Here is a 17318-nt window from a genome sequence, read left to right as displayed (position 1 = left end):
AAATAACGCAGCCATTTTTAACAATGGTTTCATTCGTGTATTTCTTTTAGAGAGCCATGCGTTGGAGTAATTTAATTTATTCATGTATTGATGATAAGCTTCTATTGTTGGGAGGGGTTCAAGAATGAAAATTAAGTCAAAGAATACGATTAGAATATTACTGACTTCTTTCATCATGTTTTTCACAGTAGCATTTAACAACGTTGTTGCAATTGCCAATGATACATCTATCGACCTGACAATGACAGCAAAAACTACTGCTGGTACTCCAACGATTTGGATTGTTGGGGATTCGACCGTAAGCTCATTTACGGATAATTACTATTATCCAAGGTATGGATGGGGCACTCAAATTGGAAATTATCTCGATGGCTCCTTCAACATACAAAATCTTGCCTTGTCAGGAAGAAGTTCAAAAAGCTATACAGCTGATCCTGAATATCAGACGTTGCTCAGCGGTATGAAGAGTGGAGATTATTTATTAATCGGTTTTGGCCATAATGATGAAAAACTAGAGCCGGAAAGATATACAAATCCGAATGGAACTTATTTGGATTCAGGTTCATTTGCGAATTCCTTGTATGAAAATTTTATTAAACCGGCTCAAGGAGCGGGAACTCAAGTAATCCTTTCTACTCCTATTGTCAGAAGAACGATATCGGGTGTATGGAGCAATTCCAATCTTCATATTACTGATACTGTCGGAGAGTATTCAGGCGGAGATTATCCGCAAGCTATTAGGGAATTGGGGAAAGCGCTTGATGTACCGGTAGTTGATATGACTACTTTAACTAAAACTCTATATGATGAACTGGGACCAAGTGAAACTATGAATCTCCATGCGTGGAGCTCTTCAAACCCGACAAGTGTGGATAATACACATACCAATATCTGGGGCGGAAGGTATAATGCATACCTTCTAACAAAGGCAATTAAAGAATTAGGCGTAAGCGGACTTGCAGAACATGTGATAAATGCTGAAGCGCCAACGAAAGCTGATACGTTAGTTCAAAATCCTAATTACCAAGAAACGCCGTATACCGGTGAATTGCCGCAAAGTACTTTATGGGCAGATTATGGTATTTGGAAAGGCACGATATTTGGTGATGTTGGCGGTGATCCAAGCACTGTCAATCAAACCCTGGAAACAGATAGTGATGGAAATATGCATATTGCAGTAGCCAATAATAAGGGGAAAATAGCCAGTACAGCTGATGGCATTGGCATGTACTACTATAAAGTACCTGCAAACAGTACATTTACTCTAACAGCAAAAGCTAAAATTAATCGTTTTGATCTAAATGATCAAGTATCATTTGGTTTGATGGCTAGGGATGAAATGTATATTGATAAGAATACAAAATCCGCTCTGGGTGATTATGTTGCAGCAGCACCTTTAAAACTCTCTAAGGCAGCCACTGGAGGATTTTGGAATAGTTTCGCTAGAAAGAGTGGAGTTCTTACCCAAGGTGGAACAGCTAAAAACCCAATTGCAGTAGGAGACACCGTAAATCTTTCTATTACAAGCAATTCAGACGGTTATGCAACTAAATTTGGAATGGAAGAAACTATCACTGGAGGGTTTGATTTTAAACTTACAAGCATTGATTCAGATTACGTTTACGTAGGTATGTTTGTAGCACGTAATGCGGATATAACCTTTAGCGATATTAAACTGGTAGTTGACGGTTTTGAAGTGACATCAGCTGATACTACAGCACCTGTTACAGCGGCCGCTGTAACACCAGCTCAACCGGACGGGCTGAACAGGTGGTATATACAGGATGTAAAGTTGAGTCTTAACGGTTCTGACATACTATCGGGTGTGGCCAAAACGGAGTATAGCTTGGATGGTGGAAACACTTGGAAAACATACACTGAGCCGATCACAATCAATGAGGATGGAAAATATGAAGTAAGCTATCGTTCATTGGATAATGCGGGAAATATGGAAGAAAAGCAAAGCGTTTCTATTAATCTAGATTCCACTGCTCCTACTATCGATATGACTGGCATTGCGAATGATATTTACAACAATTCCGTGGATATCAATCCGCTCATAGAGTTCAAAGATAATTTGGCCGGAATTGACAACACAAAAACCACAATCGCATTGGATGGAAACACCGTAGAAAATGGGAAGACAATTCCTCTTTATACTCTGCCACTTGGTCAGCACGAGTTTAGCGTAACAGCATACGATTTGGCTGGGAATATGGTAAACCAAGTTGTTAAGTTCCAAACTTCTACAAGCATCCAATCTTTGCAGAAATTGATTACACGCTTTACGGAAGCCCGATGGATAGGTAGTAACGGCATAGCTAATAGCTTGCAGGGCAAGCTGGACGCAGAAAATTTGGCTTCATTTTTGAATGAAGTTAAGGCTCAAAGGGGCAAACATATTTCTGTACAATATGCAGATTTTCTCATTCGCGATGCTGAATACTTGTTGTCCAATAAATAAATAAATAAATAAATAAATAAATAATTATTGAAAAGTTTAGCTCAACAGAAATATATTTCTCCCCCTTCTTTATGAAGGGGGAGCTTTTCTTGAAGGTGTAGTGGGATATAATTCTGATTCAACTTTAGCTACCCTACGTATTTTTAATCAATCTTTCTGATTTACATGCTGGTAATCTAAAAAAAATTAGACAAACATTAAACTATACGAAGGAATTTGGTTTTGAAAGTTTAGGAATGTAACATGAACAATTAGCCTTTTATTATCACGCTAGTCCCGCTCCATTAATGGGGAAGTCTTGTAAAACAGTCTAAGCAACGAATTGCAAATCCTAAAACATAACTGTTTTTTCAGCGTAAAAGTCTGAATTCTATATTGTTCCCTAGCTATATTTGTGACACCTTTATATACAAAGGCTTTAACGTAAACTCGGGGTGAAACAATAAGGGGGAAGGTATGATGGAGAAGTCGGGATTGTCTAATCAAGAAATGATGGAAAGGACCAAAACAGCTTTGGAAATTCCTAATGCCCACGACATCAGAGGTAATATCACATTACCAGTAACCACTGATCAAGGAGCAACGATATCCTGGGAAACGGATAGACCAGATATCGTAAATATAAATGACGAGAAAAATGAACATTATGATGATACTCCAGCTGGTGTTGTAATAAGACCAGAAAAGGATACAACCGTTAAGCTAACTGCCACAATAACTGTTGGTAAGATAACGGATAAAAAACAATTTTCCCTTTTAGTAAGGGCTAAGGCCGCAGAAAAATCTTTCGCTTCGTATTTAATGGCTCATTTTGCAGGTGATCATGATAGGGGAGAACAGATCTATTTTGCCATTAGTACCGATGGTTTACATTGGAAAGACCTAAATAGTAGCCAACCAGTCATCACTTCTGATATTGGTGAAAAGGGAGTAAGAGATCCTTTTATCCTTCGATCATCAGAAGGGGATACCTTTTATATGATTGCTACCGATTTACGTATTGCCAATCGTAAAGGGTGGGAGGTTGCCCAGACGGCTGGAAGTAAATCGATTATTGTTTGGGAATCCAATGATTTAGTAAACTGGTCTGAACCAAGAATGATTGAAGTCGCTCCACGGAATGCTGGGGATGCCTGGGCTCCAGAAGCCTTTTATGATGAAAAGACGGGAGAATATATCGTCTATTGGGCGTCAAGGGTGGCTGATGAAAACGGAAATTATGGACCACATCGTATTTACTATACAAAGACAAGGGATTTCCGTATGTTTACAAAACCAAATCTTTTTATTGAGCGTTCAGATGACACGCATATTATTGATACAACCATCATTAAAGATCAATTATTCTATTATCGATACTCAGGGGATGAACAAATCACCATAGAAAAAAGTGAACACTTACTCGGTAGATGGTCAAAGATTGGAACCATAGAAGCGTCAACTGGTTTAACTGGACATGATGTGGAGGGCCCTTTGATTTTTAAATTTAATGATAGAGAAGAATGGTGTTTAATGGTTGATCAGTATGCTACAGGCAAGGGTTATCTCCCTTTACGAACCCAAAATTTATTAAGCGGAGAATTTACTAAATTACCAACTTCTGAGTATTCTTTAGGTTCGACCAAAAAGAGGCATGGTTCTGTTATTGCTATCACAAGAGAAGAATACGAAGCAGTAAGAGCAAAATGGGATGATATTTGAGAAAAATATATTTATCAACTTCCGAGGTGGAGAGTCTATTACTTTTTGATATGCTCCCCTTTAGGAAGACAGATTAAAAAATAAAATCTGTCTTCCTAAAGGGGAGTATTTTTTTAAAAGAAATAAGAAGTTAAACGTAGCGCAGGTCAGTAAAATTCGATGATAGCAGCAGCACCTGCTACTGACAAAATCAAAAATCGATACGTAACTGGTACGTAAACATATAAAATCACCACTACTATCGAACACCATCTTCCGGTACGCCAATAACAGCTTAAAAGAGTTCCCCGATAAAATGACGTACGCCAGTCCCTTTATGCCTTTTTTAAAGTATATCTTTGTGAGCCTTACAAATTTTCAATTATCTTTTTACTGAAATGAAAATGCTCATGATTAGTCAGAAATATTTCTAACTGACGAACTATTCAATAGGAATATTACTAAATAATTTACTAGATGAAAATTGATCATTCATAAGAAAATCGTACTATATCAGTATTTATACAACAAATAAACTGTGTAAATTTTTAGAAAAGTTAGTTTTTATACTTGTAAGCCCTTCCATAAGATGTTATTATTCGAATATACCTAGTAAATATTTTAGTTATTGTTAAGTAAAAATTTACGGTGTTGAAAAGAACATGAAGAGGGTTATGAGATGGCTACTATAAAGGATATTGCGGACAAGTCAAATGTATCTGCATCTACGGTTTCACGGGTCTTAAATAACGATGATACGATTTCCGTTCAGTCTGAAACGAGGGAACGTATTTTCCAGGTCGCTAAGGAGCTTGGATACGAAACGATTTTAGAAAGACGGTTGAAACAAAAACAGCAGACTTCGAAACATGTAGGGATTGTCGTTACCCAATCATTGGACGAGGAGATCAATGATCCATATTTTTTATCCATCCGCCAAGGAATTGAAATGGAACTTGCGAGTCATGGGATCAGAACAGTTACGTTCCGTTTACATGAAACGGAGACCAATCAAATGATTGACGGCCTTGATGGACTCATTGTCGTCGGCAGGGTAAAAGAGATGGCGCTAAAGTCCATCAGTAAAGTGGAAAATGTTGTGTACATTAACCATTCGCCTAACGAGGATTTGTATGATGCGGTTGTGATTGATTTTGAAAAGGCCACAGAGAAAGCGATCAAGCATCTATTAGCAACCGGCTATAAGAGAATCGGGTATATCGGAGGAAGGGAGAAGGAGCATAGTAAAAATCAAAAGTTCAACTCTGAAGATAAACGTCTCACCACCTTTGAACGCTTGATGAAAGAACAAAAAATGTTCGACCCGGAGACCGTTTTTATCGGTGAGTATTCAATGGCACAGGGTTATGAATTAATGAAAAAAGCCATTTATATGAGGAATTTTCCCGAGGCGTTTTTTATTGCCAGTGATCCGATGGCGATTGGGGCGTTAAGAGCATTACAAGAAGCCAAACTCAAAGTTCCTGATGATGTAGCCATTATCGGCTTTGACGATATTGAAGCTGCATCATTCGCAAGTACACCTTTGACGACAATCAGAGTGCATACGAAGGAGATGGGGAAAACAGGAGTAAAACTTTTACTAGATAGCCTGAATGGAAGAGAACTTCCATTAACCGTGACCCTGCCGACCAAATTGGTGATCCGGGAGAGCTGCAAGAAAAATAAATAACTTTTTAGGAGGTGATTTTCGGAAAATACAACCATGTATATCTTGTTCCACGATTTAATGCCCCCCTGCACAGCATGAAAGCTTGCAGGGTGCAAAGTGACTGCCATCACACGCAATGGGCAAAAACTAACAAACTACTCCACCAATGAACGGGAGCTAATTCTATTATATAGTTGCTCCCAAACGTCAGCAAGAAAACGAACTCATTATAAGAGGTAATTTTAGTTATTGTTATTTCAAAAATGACTGAGGGGGCGTTTATTTTGAAAAAGCTTTTAAAAACGGTGGCGTTTGCTGCCGCGTTGACAACGATTGTAACTGGATGCAATAAAGCTTCCGGGGGTAGTGAAGCAAGCAGTGATAAGACGGTTGTAAACTTGTATTCGACAGTAACGAATGAAGCAGATAAAATTACTCTGCAAAATGTGGTAAAAAAGTTTGAAACGGAAAATCCTGATATCGATATTAAAGAAAATTATCCTGCTGACGGGTATGAAGGAATGCTGCGAGTCAAAATGGCGGCAAATGATATGCCTGACTTATTTGATACCCACGGCTGGGCGATTCACCGTTACGGGGAATATGTACAAGATTTAAAAGATATGGACTGGGTGAAGGATCTTGATCCGGCACTAGAGCAAATTTTAAAAGATGAATCTGGAAAAGTCTATGCGTACCCTCTAAATCAGGCAAAAGACGGACTTACATATAACGCAACATTGCTAGAGGAATATGGAATTGAACCGCCGACAACCTTTGATGAGTTCATGACAGCACTTGAAACCATCAAGAAAAAAGGAAAGGGCGAAGTGACTCCACTTTGGTTTGCTGGTTCTGATAAGTCAGCATTCGGACAGTATTTTGATCAGTTTTCCACACCACTATTAATTACTGGAGAACAAAACTTCCAAAAAGAATTGCTAGATGGGACGTTTGATTGGTCAAATTATACGTTTTTAGCGGAAAAACTAAAGGAAATGCACGATAAGAAGCTACTTAATGAAGATATATTGACGGCCAAGAATCATCAGATGGTCGACTTAATGGCGCAGAACAAAATTGGATTTATTGTTGGTGGCGGAATGCTTGGTCCCTCTGTTGAAGAGTTAAACCCAGAGGTCAAGCTTGGGGTCATTCCCATGCCTGTGATCGAGGAAGGTGACGAGCCAAGCTGGATTGGTGGGGAGCGTCATACATTAGCGGTTTGGAAAGATTCTGAAGTCAAAGAAGAAGCGAAAAAGTTCTTAGAATTCATTTCGCAGCCGGAGATTGTGAAAGAGATTGCGGAGGGGACTTCTCTTCCAAGTGGTCTGACTAATACTGAATCGAAAAACTATTATTCTGAATACTACGAAAAGTACAAGGATGTTAAAGTGGAACCTTACTTCGACAGAATTTACCTTCCAAGCGGTATGTGGGACCCAATGGGTGCTACTGGTCAAGAATTATTATCCGGAACAATGAAACCGGACGAAGTTTCGAAAAAGATGGAAGAGGAATATAAGAGATTGCTAGCGCAGAAGAAATAGTTTTGTGATGGAGGAAGGTGATCGCCTCTCCTCCTAATCTAACATTCTAGGAGTTGGTGACGTTGATAGGAGTGGAGACAAGAAGCAAGTCGATGGCCGGCTCTTCTGTAGAAGTGAAAAGGAACCTTAAAAGGCGGAAGGAATCCTCGCTTTGGTGGATGTATCTTCCAGCTCTAGCTGCTGTCTGCTTTTTCATCCTTTATCCTTTTTTAAACGGGATTAAAATTTCTTTTACAAACTGGAACGGATTTTCACAAACGTACGACTACGTGGGGTTCAGTCAATATACGAGGATGCTGAAGGACCCGGATACGTGGCTGGTAGTAAAAAACACTCTGCTGTATGGTGTCGGCAGTACCATTTTGCAGAATGTGATTGGTCTTGGGTACGCACTTTTATTAAATCAAAGAATCTACATGAGAAATTTTACGAGGACGATTGTGTACCTTCCGGTTATTATCAGCCCGCTGATCATGGGATATATCTTCTACTTTTTCTTTGCTTTCCAAGGCGGGGCACTGAATGATCTGCTTGTATTTTTCGGATTGGATAAAATTAATGCATTAGGCGATCCAAAAATTAATATTTGGTTGATCGTTTTCGTTAATACCTTCCAGTTTGTCGGGATTGCGATGATTATTTACCTGGCTGGGTTGCAAAGTATTTCAAAGGATTATTACGAAGCGGCACAAATTGACGGAGCGTCTAGTTTTCAGCAATTTAAAAATATCACCCTGCCGATGTTAATGCCTTCAATCACCATCAACATGGTTATTAACATTATTGGGGGATTGAAATTGTTCGATGTGATCGTCTCGCTGACAGGTGGCGGACCGGGCTATGCTTCGCAATCCATGTCTACGTTTATGTATGACCTTTATTTTAATAGACAAGATGCGGGATATGCAGCGACGCAAGGTGTATTTATGGCCATCATCATTTTGATTCTTAGTCTGGCAGCGCTTGTGTACTTCAAACGGAAGGAGATTGAGGCGTAATGGACTATATGGGTAAAAAGAAAAAGTGGTTACTCTCTGGAGTCGCGCTTTTGATCTCAGCCTTTCACCTAATTCCTTTTTATATTTTGATTACGACAGCGTTAAAGGAAAGGGGAGATTTTAGTTCGAAATGGGTGTTTCCCAAGGTTCTGGCGTTTGAGAACTTTGCGGAGGCGTGGGAAACGGCGACTCTTGGCAATGCGCTTTCGAATACCACGATTATTACCTTTGTAAGTGCTTTATTATTGATTGTTTTTGGCTCGATGGCCGCCTATCCCTTGGCCAGAAGGCAGACGAAACTAAATAAATTTGTTTTCATGATATTTATTGCGGTAATGGTGATCCCGCCTTTAACCGCTTTAGTTCCATTATATAAGCTCGTAGTCGACATCGGAATGATGAATACTCTCGAAATTGCCATCTTGAATAACGTGGCGTCCTTCCTTCCATTAACCATTTTCTTGTATTCAGGCTTTATTCGCTCGACGATCCCAAAGGAATTGGAAGAAGCCGCAAAAATTGATGGTGCTAGTACACTGGGAATCTTTTTCCGGATTGTATTCCCTTTGTTGAAGCCAGTTACGGCATCCATTTTAATCATTTCATGTGTATTCATTTGGAACGATTACCAATTCGCCATCTTCTTCCTTCAAGCAGAGGAAGTTAAGACCAGTACAGTTGCACTGGCACGATTCTTTGGGGAAAATGCCAACCAAATGAATCTTGTCGCTGCCGCAGCCATCATGGCTGTACTTCCAATGGTCGTTTTGTTCCTACTATTGCAGAAGCACTTTGTTAAAGGGTTGGCATCTGGATCGGTTAAAGGATAATTTACGAGAAAAAGCATCATATATTTAAACTAACTTAAAAAATTGGAGGTTCACTTATGTCTAAAATTACTTTTCTTGGCGCAGGTAGTACAGTATTTGCAAAAAATGTGTTAGGAGATTGCATGTTTGTTGACGCGTTGGACGGCTTCGAATTTGCCTTATTTGATATTGATGAACAGCGTTTGCGTGATTCCGAACAAATGCTGAACAATTTAAAGGAAACTCTCGGGAAAAACCTTACGATTAAAGCGTATACGGATCGGAAGGAGTCTTTAAGAGGCGCGAAATATGTAATCAATGCGATCCAGGTAGGCGGCTATAAGCCGAGTACCGTGATCGATTTTGAAATTCCGAAAAAATATGGCTTACGGCAGACAATTGCCGATACAGTTGGAATCGGAGGGATATTCCGTAACCTAAGGACGATTCCGGTTATGCTTGATTTTGCAAAGGATATGGAAGAAGTTTGTCCGGATGCCTTATTTATGAATTATACCAACCCGATGGCTGTTTTGACTGGGGTCATGAATCGTTTTACAAATATTAAAACGGTTGGCCTATGTCACAGTGTGCAGGTTTGTACAAAAGATTTATTTGAGGCATTGGGCATGGACCGTACAGGTGTGAAGGAGAAAATTGCCGGGATCAATCACATGGCGTGGCTGCTTGAGGTTAGCAAGGATGGCGTTAACTTGTATCCTGAAATTAAGAGAAGAGCCCGTGAATTGCAAAAAACAAAGCATGGCGATATGGTTCGATTTGAGCTAATGGATAAATTCGGGTTTTATGTGACTGAGTCATCTGAACACAATGCTGAATATCACCCGTACTTTATCAAATCTCGTTACCCTGAGTTAATTGAGCGTTTCAATATTCCGCTTGATGAATATCCACGTCGCTGTGAAAGGCAAATTAATGACTGGGTAGCTATGAGAGAGGATCTGGTTAACAATAAATCTTTGAATCATGTTCGTTCCCGTGAATATGGATCGCGCATTATTGAAGCAATTGAGACAGATGTTCCGTTTAAATTTGGTGGTAATGTCTTAAATACCGGAAGACTGATTAGCAATCTTCCAGAGAAAGCTTGTGTCGAGGTGCCTTGTATCGCGGACCGTAGCGGAATCACCCCAACTTATGTGGGAGACCTTCCAGAGCAGCTCGCAGCATTAAACCGTACGAATATCAACACGCAATTGCTGACAATCGAAGCAGCAGTCACGTTGAAAAAGGAATATATTTATCAGGCTGCTTTGCTTGACCCACATACCGCTGCTGAGTTATCCATGGACGACATTATTTCTCTATGTGACGACTTAATTGAAGCACATGGTGAATGGCTGCCAAAATTTAAAAGTGAGACTGGCGTAGCCATTACATTATAGGTCCTAGTCGAAGTTTGTCCATCGTAAAGGAGACCGGATTCTGAATGAATCCGGTCTCTGTTTTTATTACTTATGCGAATCTGCTGCAAACGAGTTTTAAGATGGAACATATTAGTATAATACCAATACCTTTACGAAATGGAATTATTAGATTATTATAATGCTTAATTGAATAAATAACTTCTACTAGGGGTGCCCTATCTTCGGGCTGAGAGAAAAACGCAAAGTTTTTTAACCCTTTGGACCTGATCTGGATTATACCAGCGTAGGAAAGTAGCCAACCAGTGAATGAATGTAACCATTCTAAAACTAACAAGGCCAGGTCCAATTATTATTGGAGCTGGCTTTTTTGTGTTACATAGAGAAACCATTTCAGAGTATTCCCTTGTAAAGTTCATCACGCGTTTGTACATAATTTATAATTTGGTTATTCAGGTGCTACATGGTTGAAGACTGTTATTGCCTTAAAAGAACCATTAAGTGCTTTATTAATAAATAGGAGGATATTGTAAATGAGAAAAACACACAAACTTACATTAACAGCCATGATGATTGCCATTGGGACACTATCGAGTAATCTCCTTTATATTCCAATCGGATTTACAAAGGTATTTCCCATTCAGCATTTTATCAATGTGTTGTCAGCGGTCCTATTAGGTCCATATTATGCAGTTGCTCAAGCACTATGTGTTTCCATATTGAGAAACATCATGGGAACCGGCTCAGTTTTTGCTTTTCCTGGAAGTATGGTTGGAGCATTTTTGGCTTCTCTTTTCTTTTTAAAAACAAGTAAGATTTATATGGCTTTTTTAGGTGAGGTAATTGGTACGGGAATCATTGGGGCCATTCTTGCCTACCCGATTGCCATATTACTGCTGGGGCAAAAAGCGACCTTGTTTGGATTTATCCCTTTATTTATTTTTAGTTCTCTTGTGGGCGCATTTTTTGCTGCTATCATTCTATCAATCTTATTAAAGAAAAAAATAGCTGTTTTTATTACAAAATGAATTTAAAGGAAAATATTATCATCTAACTTTGCAAGTAGGGAACTTTCGATGAAAAACTTATTTTATTACAGATGTCGATTCAGTTACAAAAACCATTGAGAACTATGAAGCCTCTCAAAAGCTAGCCGTGTTACCCGGGGATATTAATTATACATATTACCAACAAACTCAAAGCTTTGTATCATTACTTGATAAGTAGCTGGCTAATATGAATCTAAAATAAGATATAATGATTATGTAACCTTTTAACGATTATTTAAATGGTTAGAATATAATAGAGAAATTGGGAGGTAAACTTAATGACTGAAGCAAACAAATTTCCACTTATATCAGGTTATCTTTCTCTTGATTTAGTGAACACGGAAATAGTAAGACGTGGTCAACGTCAGGATTTATTGCTCTCGGAAGAGGATTTGATGGACTGGCTTCATGTAATAAAAGAGGAAAACTCTTATTGGGATGATCAGCTATTCTTAAAGGTCAAAGAGAGGATTGGACAAGTATTATTATGTATTCTAGAAATGCGGACTGTTTTAAGAGACTATTTTGAATTAATAACAGATGGACAGTCATTTCCTGATCAATTTATTGTTTTTTTAGAAAAAATTGTCGAAAAAGCACCATTCACTTATAAATTAATGCATAAAAAATTGATTCCCATTCCTGTTGGTGAGGTAGAGAATGCCCTTTTATCGTTGATTGCCTTTGATGTATTAACTTTAATTGATACAAAAAAGCTGTCCTCCCTCAAACGATGCTCCAATCCGGATTGTGTACTTTTATTTATTGATGAAAGTGGAAGACGCAAGTGGTGTTCAATGAAAATATGCGGAAACAGAAAAAAAGCAGCACGGTTTCAACAACGTAAATCCGATAATTAATGAAGAACCGACTTATTTCAAGAGTTGGTTTTTTTTTTGCATACAATATAACTAACCCTTAAAATATGTTTTGACAGGTTAGTTATATTGATGTATAGTAAAAAATAAGTAGAAGGAGGGGAAATAATGGATCGCGCTACAACAGTAAAGCGAAAAGCAGCACATTTATTTCACGTACGTTATTTATCTAAAATGAAAGGGAAAGGGAGAAGTCCATTAAAGGTAAATGTAAAGGACATAATAACCGGGTTAATCGGTGGATTTTTAACCATTTTTGCGTTAGTACTTTTAACAAACATGACAGCAGCCGTATGGTTAATGGCTCCCTTTGGTGCTAGCTGTGTGTTGGCATTTGGTGCATGGAACGCGCCTTTATCACAGCCGAGAAATATTATTGGGGGACATTTTGTTTCAACATTCGTTGGATTAACCATATATCAGTTATTGGGTAATGAACCTTGGATGATTGGTTTAGCTGTCGGTTTAGCGATTGCGTTTATGATGATTACAAAAACGACTCACCCACCAGCAGGGGCAGACCCACTTGTTGTTATGCTGGGCGCGTACAGTTGGAGTTACTTAATTACACCGGTATTAATCGGCTCGGTGATAATTGTTTTCTTTGCGTTGATTATTAATAATTTGCGAAGTAACCGGGAATATCCTACATTTTGGATATGATTAAGAATGTTCAGGAGGGAATAAAGTGGAAAACTATATCTTTAAACAATTAAGATTTGTTCGGGATAATACGATTGGTCATGTGGCAGAAATGAATGATGAGTCATCACTTTCCATTCCAGAAGGATTCAATAACAATATTAAATGGAATCTCGGGCATATATATGTCGTGCAAGAAAAGTTCGCCTTTCATTTCACTGGAGAAGAAATGAAGATACCTGATCAATTTACAGAATTATTCAGTCCAGGCACTAAACCAAGAGATTGGGGAGAAGAGGTGCCACCAATTCATGAATTAATCTTATTACTCGAAAATCAAGTCCGTAGGATTGAGCAAGTATTGAAATTTAGGATCAAAGAAGCTGTAGAACAACCTTATACAACATCCACAGGTCTTACATTATCAACAGTAGAAGAATTTCTTAGCTTTTGCTTATACCATGAAGGCATGCACTTTGATACGATTAAATCAATCAAACGAATTATTCAAAGTGGGAGAAAGAGTGAAGTATTTAGTGAGAAATAAAAGTAATAGTTTAAAGTCTTATTTTTTTAAATAAATTTATTGTCACACTCCATTAAACTTTCAATGATTCAAATCAATCTAGTTGCAGGTTAAACAAAGGTAATCATAAACAGTTACATGGGTTATATCTTTTGTTTCAATTATGTAAAAAGTAAAGATTAAATTAACAGGGATATATTAAAATAGTTAATCATAAAAAATCTAACATCTTTAATACTTGTTCAACAAAATGCACTCCTTTATTTCACTATGCCTTCACGAAGCCAAAGTGGTCTGAAATCATCCCATTTAACTGTTAAAACTATTTAAAAGGGTATGAAATCCTGCGAATAAGCGAGCATTCGTGAGAAAATCGTATTAAACTGAGGGAGTTCAAGAATGAAAAAAATTTTTATCGCTTGAGGGCTAATCTGTGAGGTTAACTTAATAGGTATAAGTCTCACCAGATTATCAAAACTTATAATTCATCGCTTGACAATAAACGAACGTTCATTTAATATAATACCCATGAGACATAAAGATGAAAATAAAAACCAAGCCATTTTTGATTCTACAATCCAATTGATTAACGAAGTTGGATTTGCGGATATTTCGATGTCCAAAATAGCCAAGAGAGCTAAAATTTCTGCAGCAACTATTTATGTTTATTATGACAGTAAGGAGGATTTATTAGTCAAGCTGTATCTCGATGTAAAGGAAAAGTTGAGTAGAAGTATGATGTATAATATTCATGAAGGTATGGATTCTAAAGAAGTCTGCTATATCTTTATGAAGAACACGTTAGAATTCATGATTGAAAACAAAGACTGGTTCCTTTTCTTGGAACAATTCTCAGCATCACCTTTTATGAATAGGCTGTGTACGGATGATACTGTTCCTTTGTTTAAACCCTTGTTACATTACTTTGAACTAGGAATTAGTAAGGGTGATTTAAAACAGGTGAAAGCTGAGTTACTAATTTCATATTGCTATTTTCCAATTATCCAACTCGCTAAGGGGTATCATGAAAATATGTTTACTGCACTTGAAGATGAATTTGAAACCACTTTGTTACTGAGTTGGAATGCCATTAGTCAATAATGGCATTCATCTTACACTTAAATTAAATGAACGTTCATTTAATTTAAGTATATTGAAAGGAGAAAAATATTAGAAAATGATTAAAGCACAATGGATTGAAACTCGATATCTCCATGTTCAAAGTATGGTGGGACAATCACCTCCAAGTTCCTCCGACTGAAGTGGATATTGTGATTTCTGAAGCCACTAGAATCAGACGTTATTCGGAGGTGTTGGTCTTTCATCAATATCTAAGTATTGAAACAAGCAAGTGACAAAAAATTTTATTATTAAAGGAGATCATACAAAATGACAAAAACATTTCAAAGCAAAGTAGCTTTAATTACAGGTGCAACCGGAGGAATTGGAAAAGCGACAGCTTTAACACTCGCAGAACGTGGTGCAAAGGTTGTTATTAGCGGTCGTCGTCAAGAATTAGGGAACCAAGTAGTTGACGAAATTGTAGCGAAAGGCGGAGAGGCGTTGTTTGTGACTTCTGACATTGGAAATGAACAAAAGGTACAAGAACTTATCAAGAAAACTGTTTCTCACTTTGGAAAGTTAGATATTCTTGTTAATAATGCAGGAATCTCTTTAGAAACGTTACCAGTAGCTCGAGCAGATGGAGAGCTTTTCCGAAAAATGTTACAAACAAATGTGATGGGTGTTTTCTATGCAATGAAATATGCAATTCAGCAAATGCAAGAACAAGGACATGGTGGTTCAATTGTTAACTTAGCATCTATTGCTGGTTTAAACGGTATTCCTTACGCAGGACCTTATGCTGCGACGAAACATGCTGTTGTAGGTTTAACAAAATCAGCTGCAATCGAATATGCACAAGAAAATATACGTGTAAATGCAGTAGCTCCAGGAGCCATTAAGACGGATATTATTGCACAATCAATTGAACAAGGTACCTATGATGAAAATATGATTATTCAAATGCACCCAATGATGCGTATGGGTCGTCCTCAAGAAATTGCAGATGCTATTGTTTGGTTAAGTTCAGATGAGGCATCTTTTGCCACAGGAACGATTTTAAACGTTGACGGCGGATTCACCGCTAAATAATATCTAGGTTAACTAAGGAAGTGGACAGAATCTTATAGGAAGAGAAAGGCTAGATTGTACAATTAGTAGTTAGTACAGAGGATTTTTGGCGGTGGGCTGGTAAGGGGAAATTCACTTTTCGAAAATCAAATCCCCCTACCTGCCCTTCCTATTGAACCGGAATGGGTATGCAGAATTTGAAAAAGAAATGGAAGAAATGGTAAAAGGTATTACTGTTGGTGATCCAATGAATATGGAAAATTTTATTGGACCAATGATTCATAAAGCACAACAAGAGAAAGTAAAATCATATATCAAACTTGGTCTTGAAGAAGGTGCCCGCTTAGGAGTAGGTGGATTAGAAACACCGGAAGGTTTAGAACAAGGAAATTATGTGCAAGCGACATTATTCTCAGACGTGGACAACTCAATGAGTATCGCTCAAGAAGAAATCTTTGGTCCAGTAATGGTCATGATTCCTTACGAAGATGTAGAAGATGCAATCCGTATTGCGAACGATACAAACTACGGTTTATCAGGTGGTGTATGGTCAGCTTCGAAAGAAAAAGGATTAGAAGTGGCACGCCGTATCCGTACAGGTACGGTAACTGTAAATGGTGCTGCAAGTACATTTGATACACCATTTGGTGGCTATAAAGAAAGTGGTATTGGTCGTGAATTCGGTGGTATCGGATTAGGTCAATATGTAGAATACAAAACAATTAACATATAATCGTGATAAATAAGCCGATTCTCTTTAACGAGAGTCGGCTTTCCAAAGAAAGGATGGCAGTAATGAAAGTGATTTTATATGGTGTAACAGGTATGGTAGGTCAGTTAGCATTAAGAGAAAGTTTACTCGATCCAGAGGTGGAACAAGTATTAGCGATTGTTCGGAGACCCACAACAAATCAACATGCCAAGTATCAAGAAATCGTGTTACCAGACATTTCAGAGCTTTCTTCTATTCAGGAAAAAGTGACAGGATTTGATGCGTGCTTTTATTTAATTGGTGTTTCATCAACTGGTATGTTAGAGGCTGACTATATCCATATCACCTATGAAATGACGATAAAGGCTGCCGAACAATTAGTGAGACTCAATCCGAATATGAAAATAATTTATATTTCGGGAATGGGAGCAGATAGTACAGAGCAAGGAAAAGAAATGTGGGCTCGTATAGAAGGAAAAACAGAAAACACCTTACTTCGCATGCCTTGTAAAGCAGCATATATGTTACGCCCGGCAGCAATTTTACCAATGCATGGCGTTCGTTCAAAAACAACACAATATCGTATGCTATACAATATAATAAAACCTTTAAATCCGTTGTTAAAACGACTGAAGTCGGTTATAACATCTGAACAATTAGGTCAGGTTATTTTGCATCTAGCAAAAACAGGAAAGACAAAAGAAGTGCTAGAGAAAGAAACGTTAAAAGAAATAGCATTATCGATTCAGAGATAATAAGTGTTAGAAGGTTACTTTTATTTTTCAATTAAATTGTATTTAGTGAAGAAATGTATTTAAAC

Annotated in this window: 15 protein-coding genes, 1 pseudogene and 1 riboswitch; of the genes and pseudogenes, 15 read left to right on the top strand and 1 reads right to left on the bottom strand. The window is 37.9% G+C overall.

What is annotated here, in order from left to right:
* Positions 1 to 124 precede the first annotated feature (124 nt).
* Together ACRX5O_RS06085 and ACRX5O_RS06080 are read left to right on the top strand one after the other, a co-directional pair.
* Positions 125 to 2464 (top strand): OmpL47-type beta-barrel domain-containing protein, encoded by a 2340-nt coding sequence (locus ACRX5O_RS06085; protein WP_433905115.1) that lies wholly within the window; start codon positions 125 to 127, stop codon positions 2462 to 2464.
* A gap of 456 nt (positions 2465 to 2920) precedes the next feature.
* Positions 2921 to 4165: an immunoglobulin-like domain-containing protein gene (locus ACRX5O_RS06080; protein WP_433905114.1), complete on the top strand. Its 1245-nt coding sequence runs from the start codon at positions 2921 to 2923 to the stop codon at positions 4163 to 4165.
* 146 nt (positions 4166 to 4311) lie between these two features.
* On the opposite strand, the pseudogene ACRX5O_RS06075 reads toward ACRX5O_RS06080, so the two are convergent.
* Positions 4312 to 4440 (bottom strand): annotated as a pseudogene (locus ACRX5O_RS06075) (DUF1360 domain-containing protein); the annotation flags it as partial.
* Positions 4441 to 4823: 383 nt separating this feature from the next.
* Between ACRX5O_RS06075 and ACRX5O_RS06070 the strand changes: the two are divergent.
* From ACRX5O_RS06070 to ACRX5O_RS06010, 13 genes are all read left to right on the top strand, one after another.
* Complete coding sequence (locus ACRX5O_RS06070) at positions 4824 to 5837, top strand: LacI family DNA-binding transcriptional regulator (protein ID WP_433905113.1); 1014 nt, start codon at positions 4824 to 4826, stop codon at positions 5835 to 5837.
* A 263-nt stretch (positions 5838 to 6100) separates the two neighbouring features.
* On the top strand, positions 6101 to 7366 hold the full coding sequence (locus ACRX5O_RS06065; RefSeq protein ID WP_433905112.1) for an ABC transporter substrate-binding protein: 1266 nt from the start codon (positions 6101 to 6103) through the stop codon (positions 7364 to 7366).
* 92 nt (positions 7367 to 7458) lie between these two features.
* On the top strand, positions 7459 to 8364 hold the full coding sequence (locus ACRX5O_RS06060; RefSeq protein ID WP_433905210.1) for a carbohydrate ABC transporter permease: 906 nt from the start codon (positions 7459 to 7461) through the stop codon (positions 8362 to 8364).
* The gene (locus ACRX5O_RS06055) at positions 8364 to 9194 is read left to right on the top strand and encodes a carbohydrate ABC transporter permease (protein WP_433905111.1); all 831 of its coding nucleotides are present in this window, start codon (positions 8364 to 8366) and stop codon (positions 9192 to 9194) included. The genes ACRX5O_RS06060 and ACRX5O_RS06055 overlap by 1 nt, the downstream gene beginning before the upstream one ends.
* A 56-nt stretch (positions 9195 to 9250) precedes the next feature.
* Positions 9251 to 10579, top strand: a complete 1329-nt coding sequence (locus ACRX5O_RS06050) for an alpha-glucosidase/alpha-galactosidase (RefSeq protein ID WP_433905110.1) — start codon at positions 9251 to 9253, stop codon at positions 10577 to 10579.
* Between the two features lie 178 nt (positions 10580 to 10757).
* Positions 10758 to 10868: riboswitch (TPP riboswitch) on the top strand.
* Between the two features lie 223 nt (positions 10869 to 11091).
* The gene (thiW, locus tag ACRX5O_RS06045) at positions 11092 to 11586 is read left to right on the top strand and encodes an energy coupling factor transporter S component ThiW (protein ID WP_433905109.1); all 495 of its coding nucleotides are present in this window, start codon (positions 11092 to 11094) and stop codon (positions 11584 to 11586) included.
* Between the two features lie 299 nt (positions 11587 to 11885).
* Positions 11886 to 12467: a CGNR zinc finger domain-containing protein gene (locus ACRX5O_RS06040; protein WP_433905108.1), complete on the top strand. Its 582-nt coding sequence runs from the start codon at positions 11886 to 11888 to the stop codon at positions 12465 to 12467.
* A gap of 126 nt (positions 12468 to 12593) precedes the next feature.
* Positions 12594 to 13148 (top strand): HPP family protein, encoded by a 555-nt coding sequence (locus ACRX5O_RS06035; RefSeq protein WP_433905107.1) that lies wholly within the window; start codon positions 12594 to 12596, stop codon positions 13146 to 13148.
* Between the two features lie 25 nt (positions 13149 to 13173).
* The gene (locus ACRX5O_RS06030; protein WP_433905106.1) at positions 13174 to 13674 is read left to right on the top strand and encodes a DinB family protein; all 501 of its coding nucleotides are present in this window, start codon (positions 13174 to 13176) and stop codon (positions 13672 to 13674) included.
* 507 nt (positions 13675 to 14181) lie between these two features.
* On the top strand, positions 14182 to 14754 hold the full coding sequence (locus ACRX5O_RS06025; RefSeq protein ID WP_433905105.1) for a TetR/AcrR family transcriptional regulator: 573 nt from the start codon (positions 14182 to 14184) through the stop codon (positions 14752 to 14754).
* A 288-nt stretch (positions 14755 to 15042) separates the two neighbouring features.
* Positions 15043 to 15807, top strand: coding sequence for an SDR family NAD(P)-dependent oxidoreductase (locus ACRX5O_RS06020; RefSeq protein ID WP_433905104.1), 765 nt, complete (start codon positions 15043 to 15045; stop codon positions 15805 to 15807).
* A gap of 151 nt (positions 15808 to 15958) precedes the next feature.
* Positions 15959 to 16519: an aldehyde dehydrogenase family protein gene (locus ACRX5O_RS06015; protein ID WP_433905103.1), complete on the top strand. Its 561-nt coding sequence runs from the start codon at positions 15959 to 15961 to the stop codon at positions 16517 to 16519.
* Between the two features lie 62 nt (positions 16520 to 16581).
* On the top strand, positions 16582 to 17253 hold the full coding sequence (locus ACRX5O_RS06010) for an NAD-dependent epimerase/dehydratase family protein (protein ID WP_433905102.1): 672 nt from the start codon (positions 16582 to 16584) through the stop codon (positions 17251 to 17253).
* Positions 17254 to 17318: the final 65 nt, after the last annotated feature.

The organism is Robertmurraya mesotrionivorans (assembly GCF_050971805.1).
Lineage (GTDB): Bacteria > Bacillota > Bacilli > Bacillales > Cytobacillaceae > Robertmurraya_A.
Note: the sequence above shows the minus strand (reverse complement) of the source record. Positions and strands in the feature narration are given on the sequence as shown.

Coding starts and splice junctions, on each gene's coding strand:
- ACRX5O_RS06085 (WP_433905115.1), top strand. CDS start 125: ATGAAAATTAAGTCAAAGAATACGATTAGAATATTACTGACTTCTTTC.
- ACRX5O_RS06080 (WP_433905114.1), top strand. CDS start 2,921: ATGATGGAGAAGTCGGGATTGTCTAATCAAGAAATGATGGAAAGGACC.
- ACRX5O_RS06070 (WP_433905113.1), top strand. CDS start 4,824: ATGGCTACTATAAAGGATATTGCGGACAAGTCAAATGTATCTGCATCT.
- ACRX5O_RS06060 (WP_433905210.1), top strand. CDS start 7,459: ATGGCCGGCTCTTCTGTAGAAGTGAAAAGGAACCTTAAAAGGCGGAAG.
- ACRX5O_RS06055 (WP_433905111.1), top strand. CDS start 8,364: ATGGACTATATGGGTAAAAAGAAAAAGTGGTTACTCTCTGGAGTCGCG.
- ACRX5O_RS06050 (WP_433905110.1), top strand. CDS start 9,251: ATGTCTAAAATTACTTTTCTTGGCGCAGGTAGTACAGTATTTGCAAAA.
- thiW (WP_433905109.1), top strand. CDS start 11,092: ATGAGAAAAACACACAAACTTACATTAACAGCCATGATGATTGCCATT.
- ACRX5O_RS06040 (WP_433905108.1), top strand. CDS start 11,886: ATGACTGAAGCAAACAAATTTCCACTTATATCAGGTTATCTTTCTCTT.
- ACRX5O_RS06035 (WP_433905107.1), top strand. CDS start 12,594: ATGGATCGCGCTACAACAGTAAAGCGAAAAGCAGCACATTTATTTCAC.
- ACRX5O_RS06025 (WP_433905105.1), top strand. CDS start 14,182: ATGAGACATAAAGATGAAAATAAAAACCAAGCCATTTTTGATTCTACA.
- ACRX5O_RS06020 (WP_433905104.1), top strand. CDS start 15,043: ATGACAAAAACATTTCAAAGCAAAGTAGCTTTAATTACAGGTGCAACC.
- ACRX5O_RS06010 (WP_433905102.1), top strand. CDS start 16,582: ATGAAAGTGATTTTATATGGTGTAACAGGTATGGTAGGTCAGTTAGCA.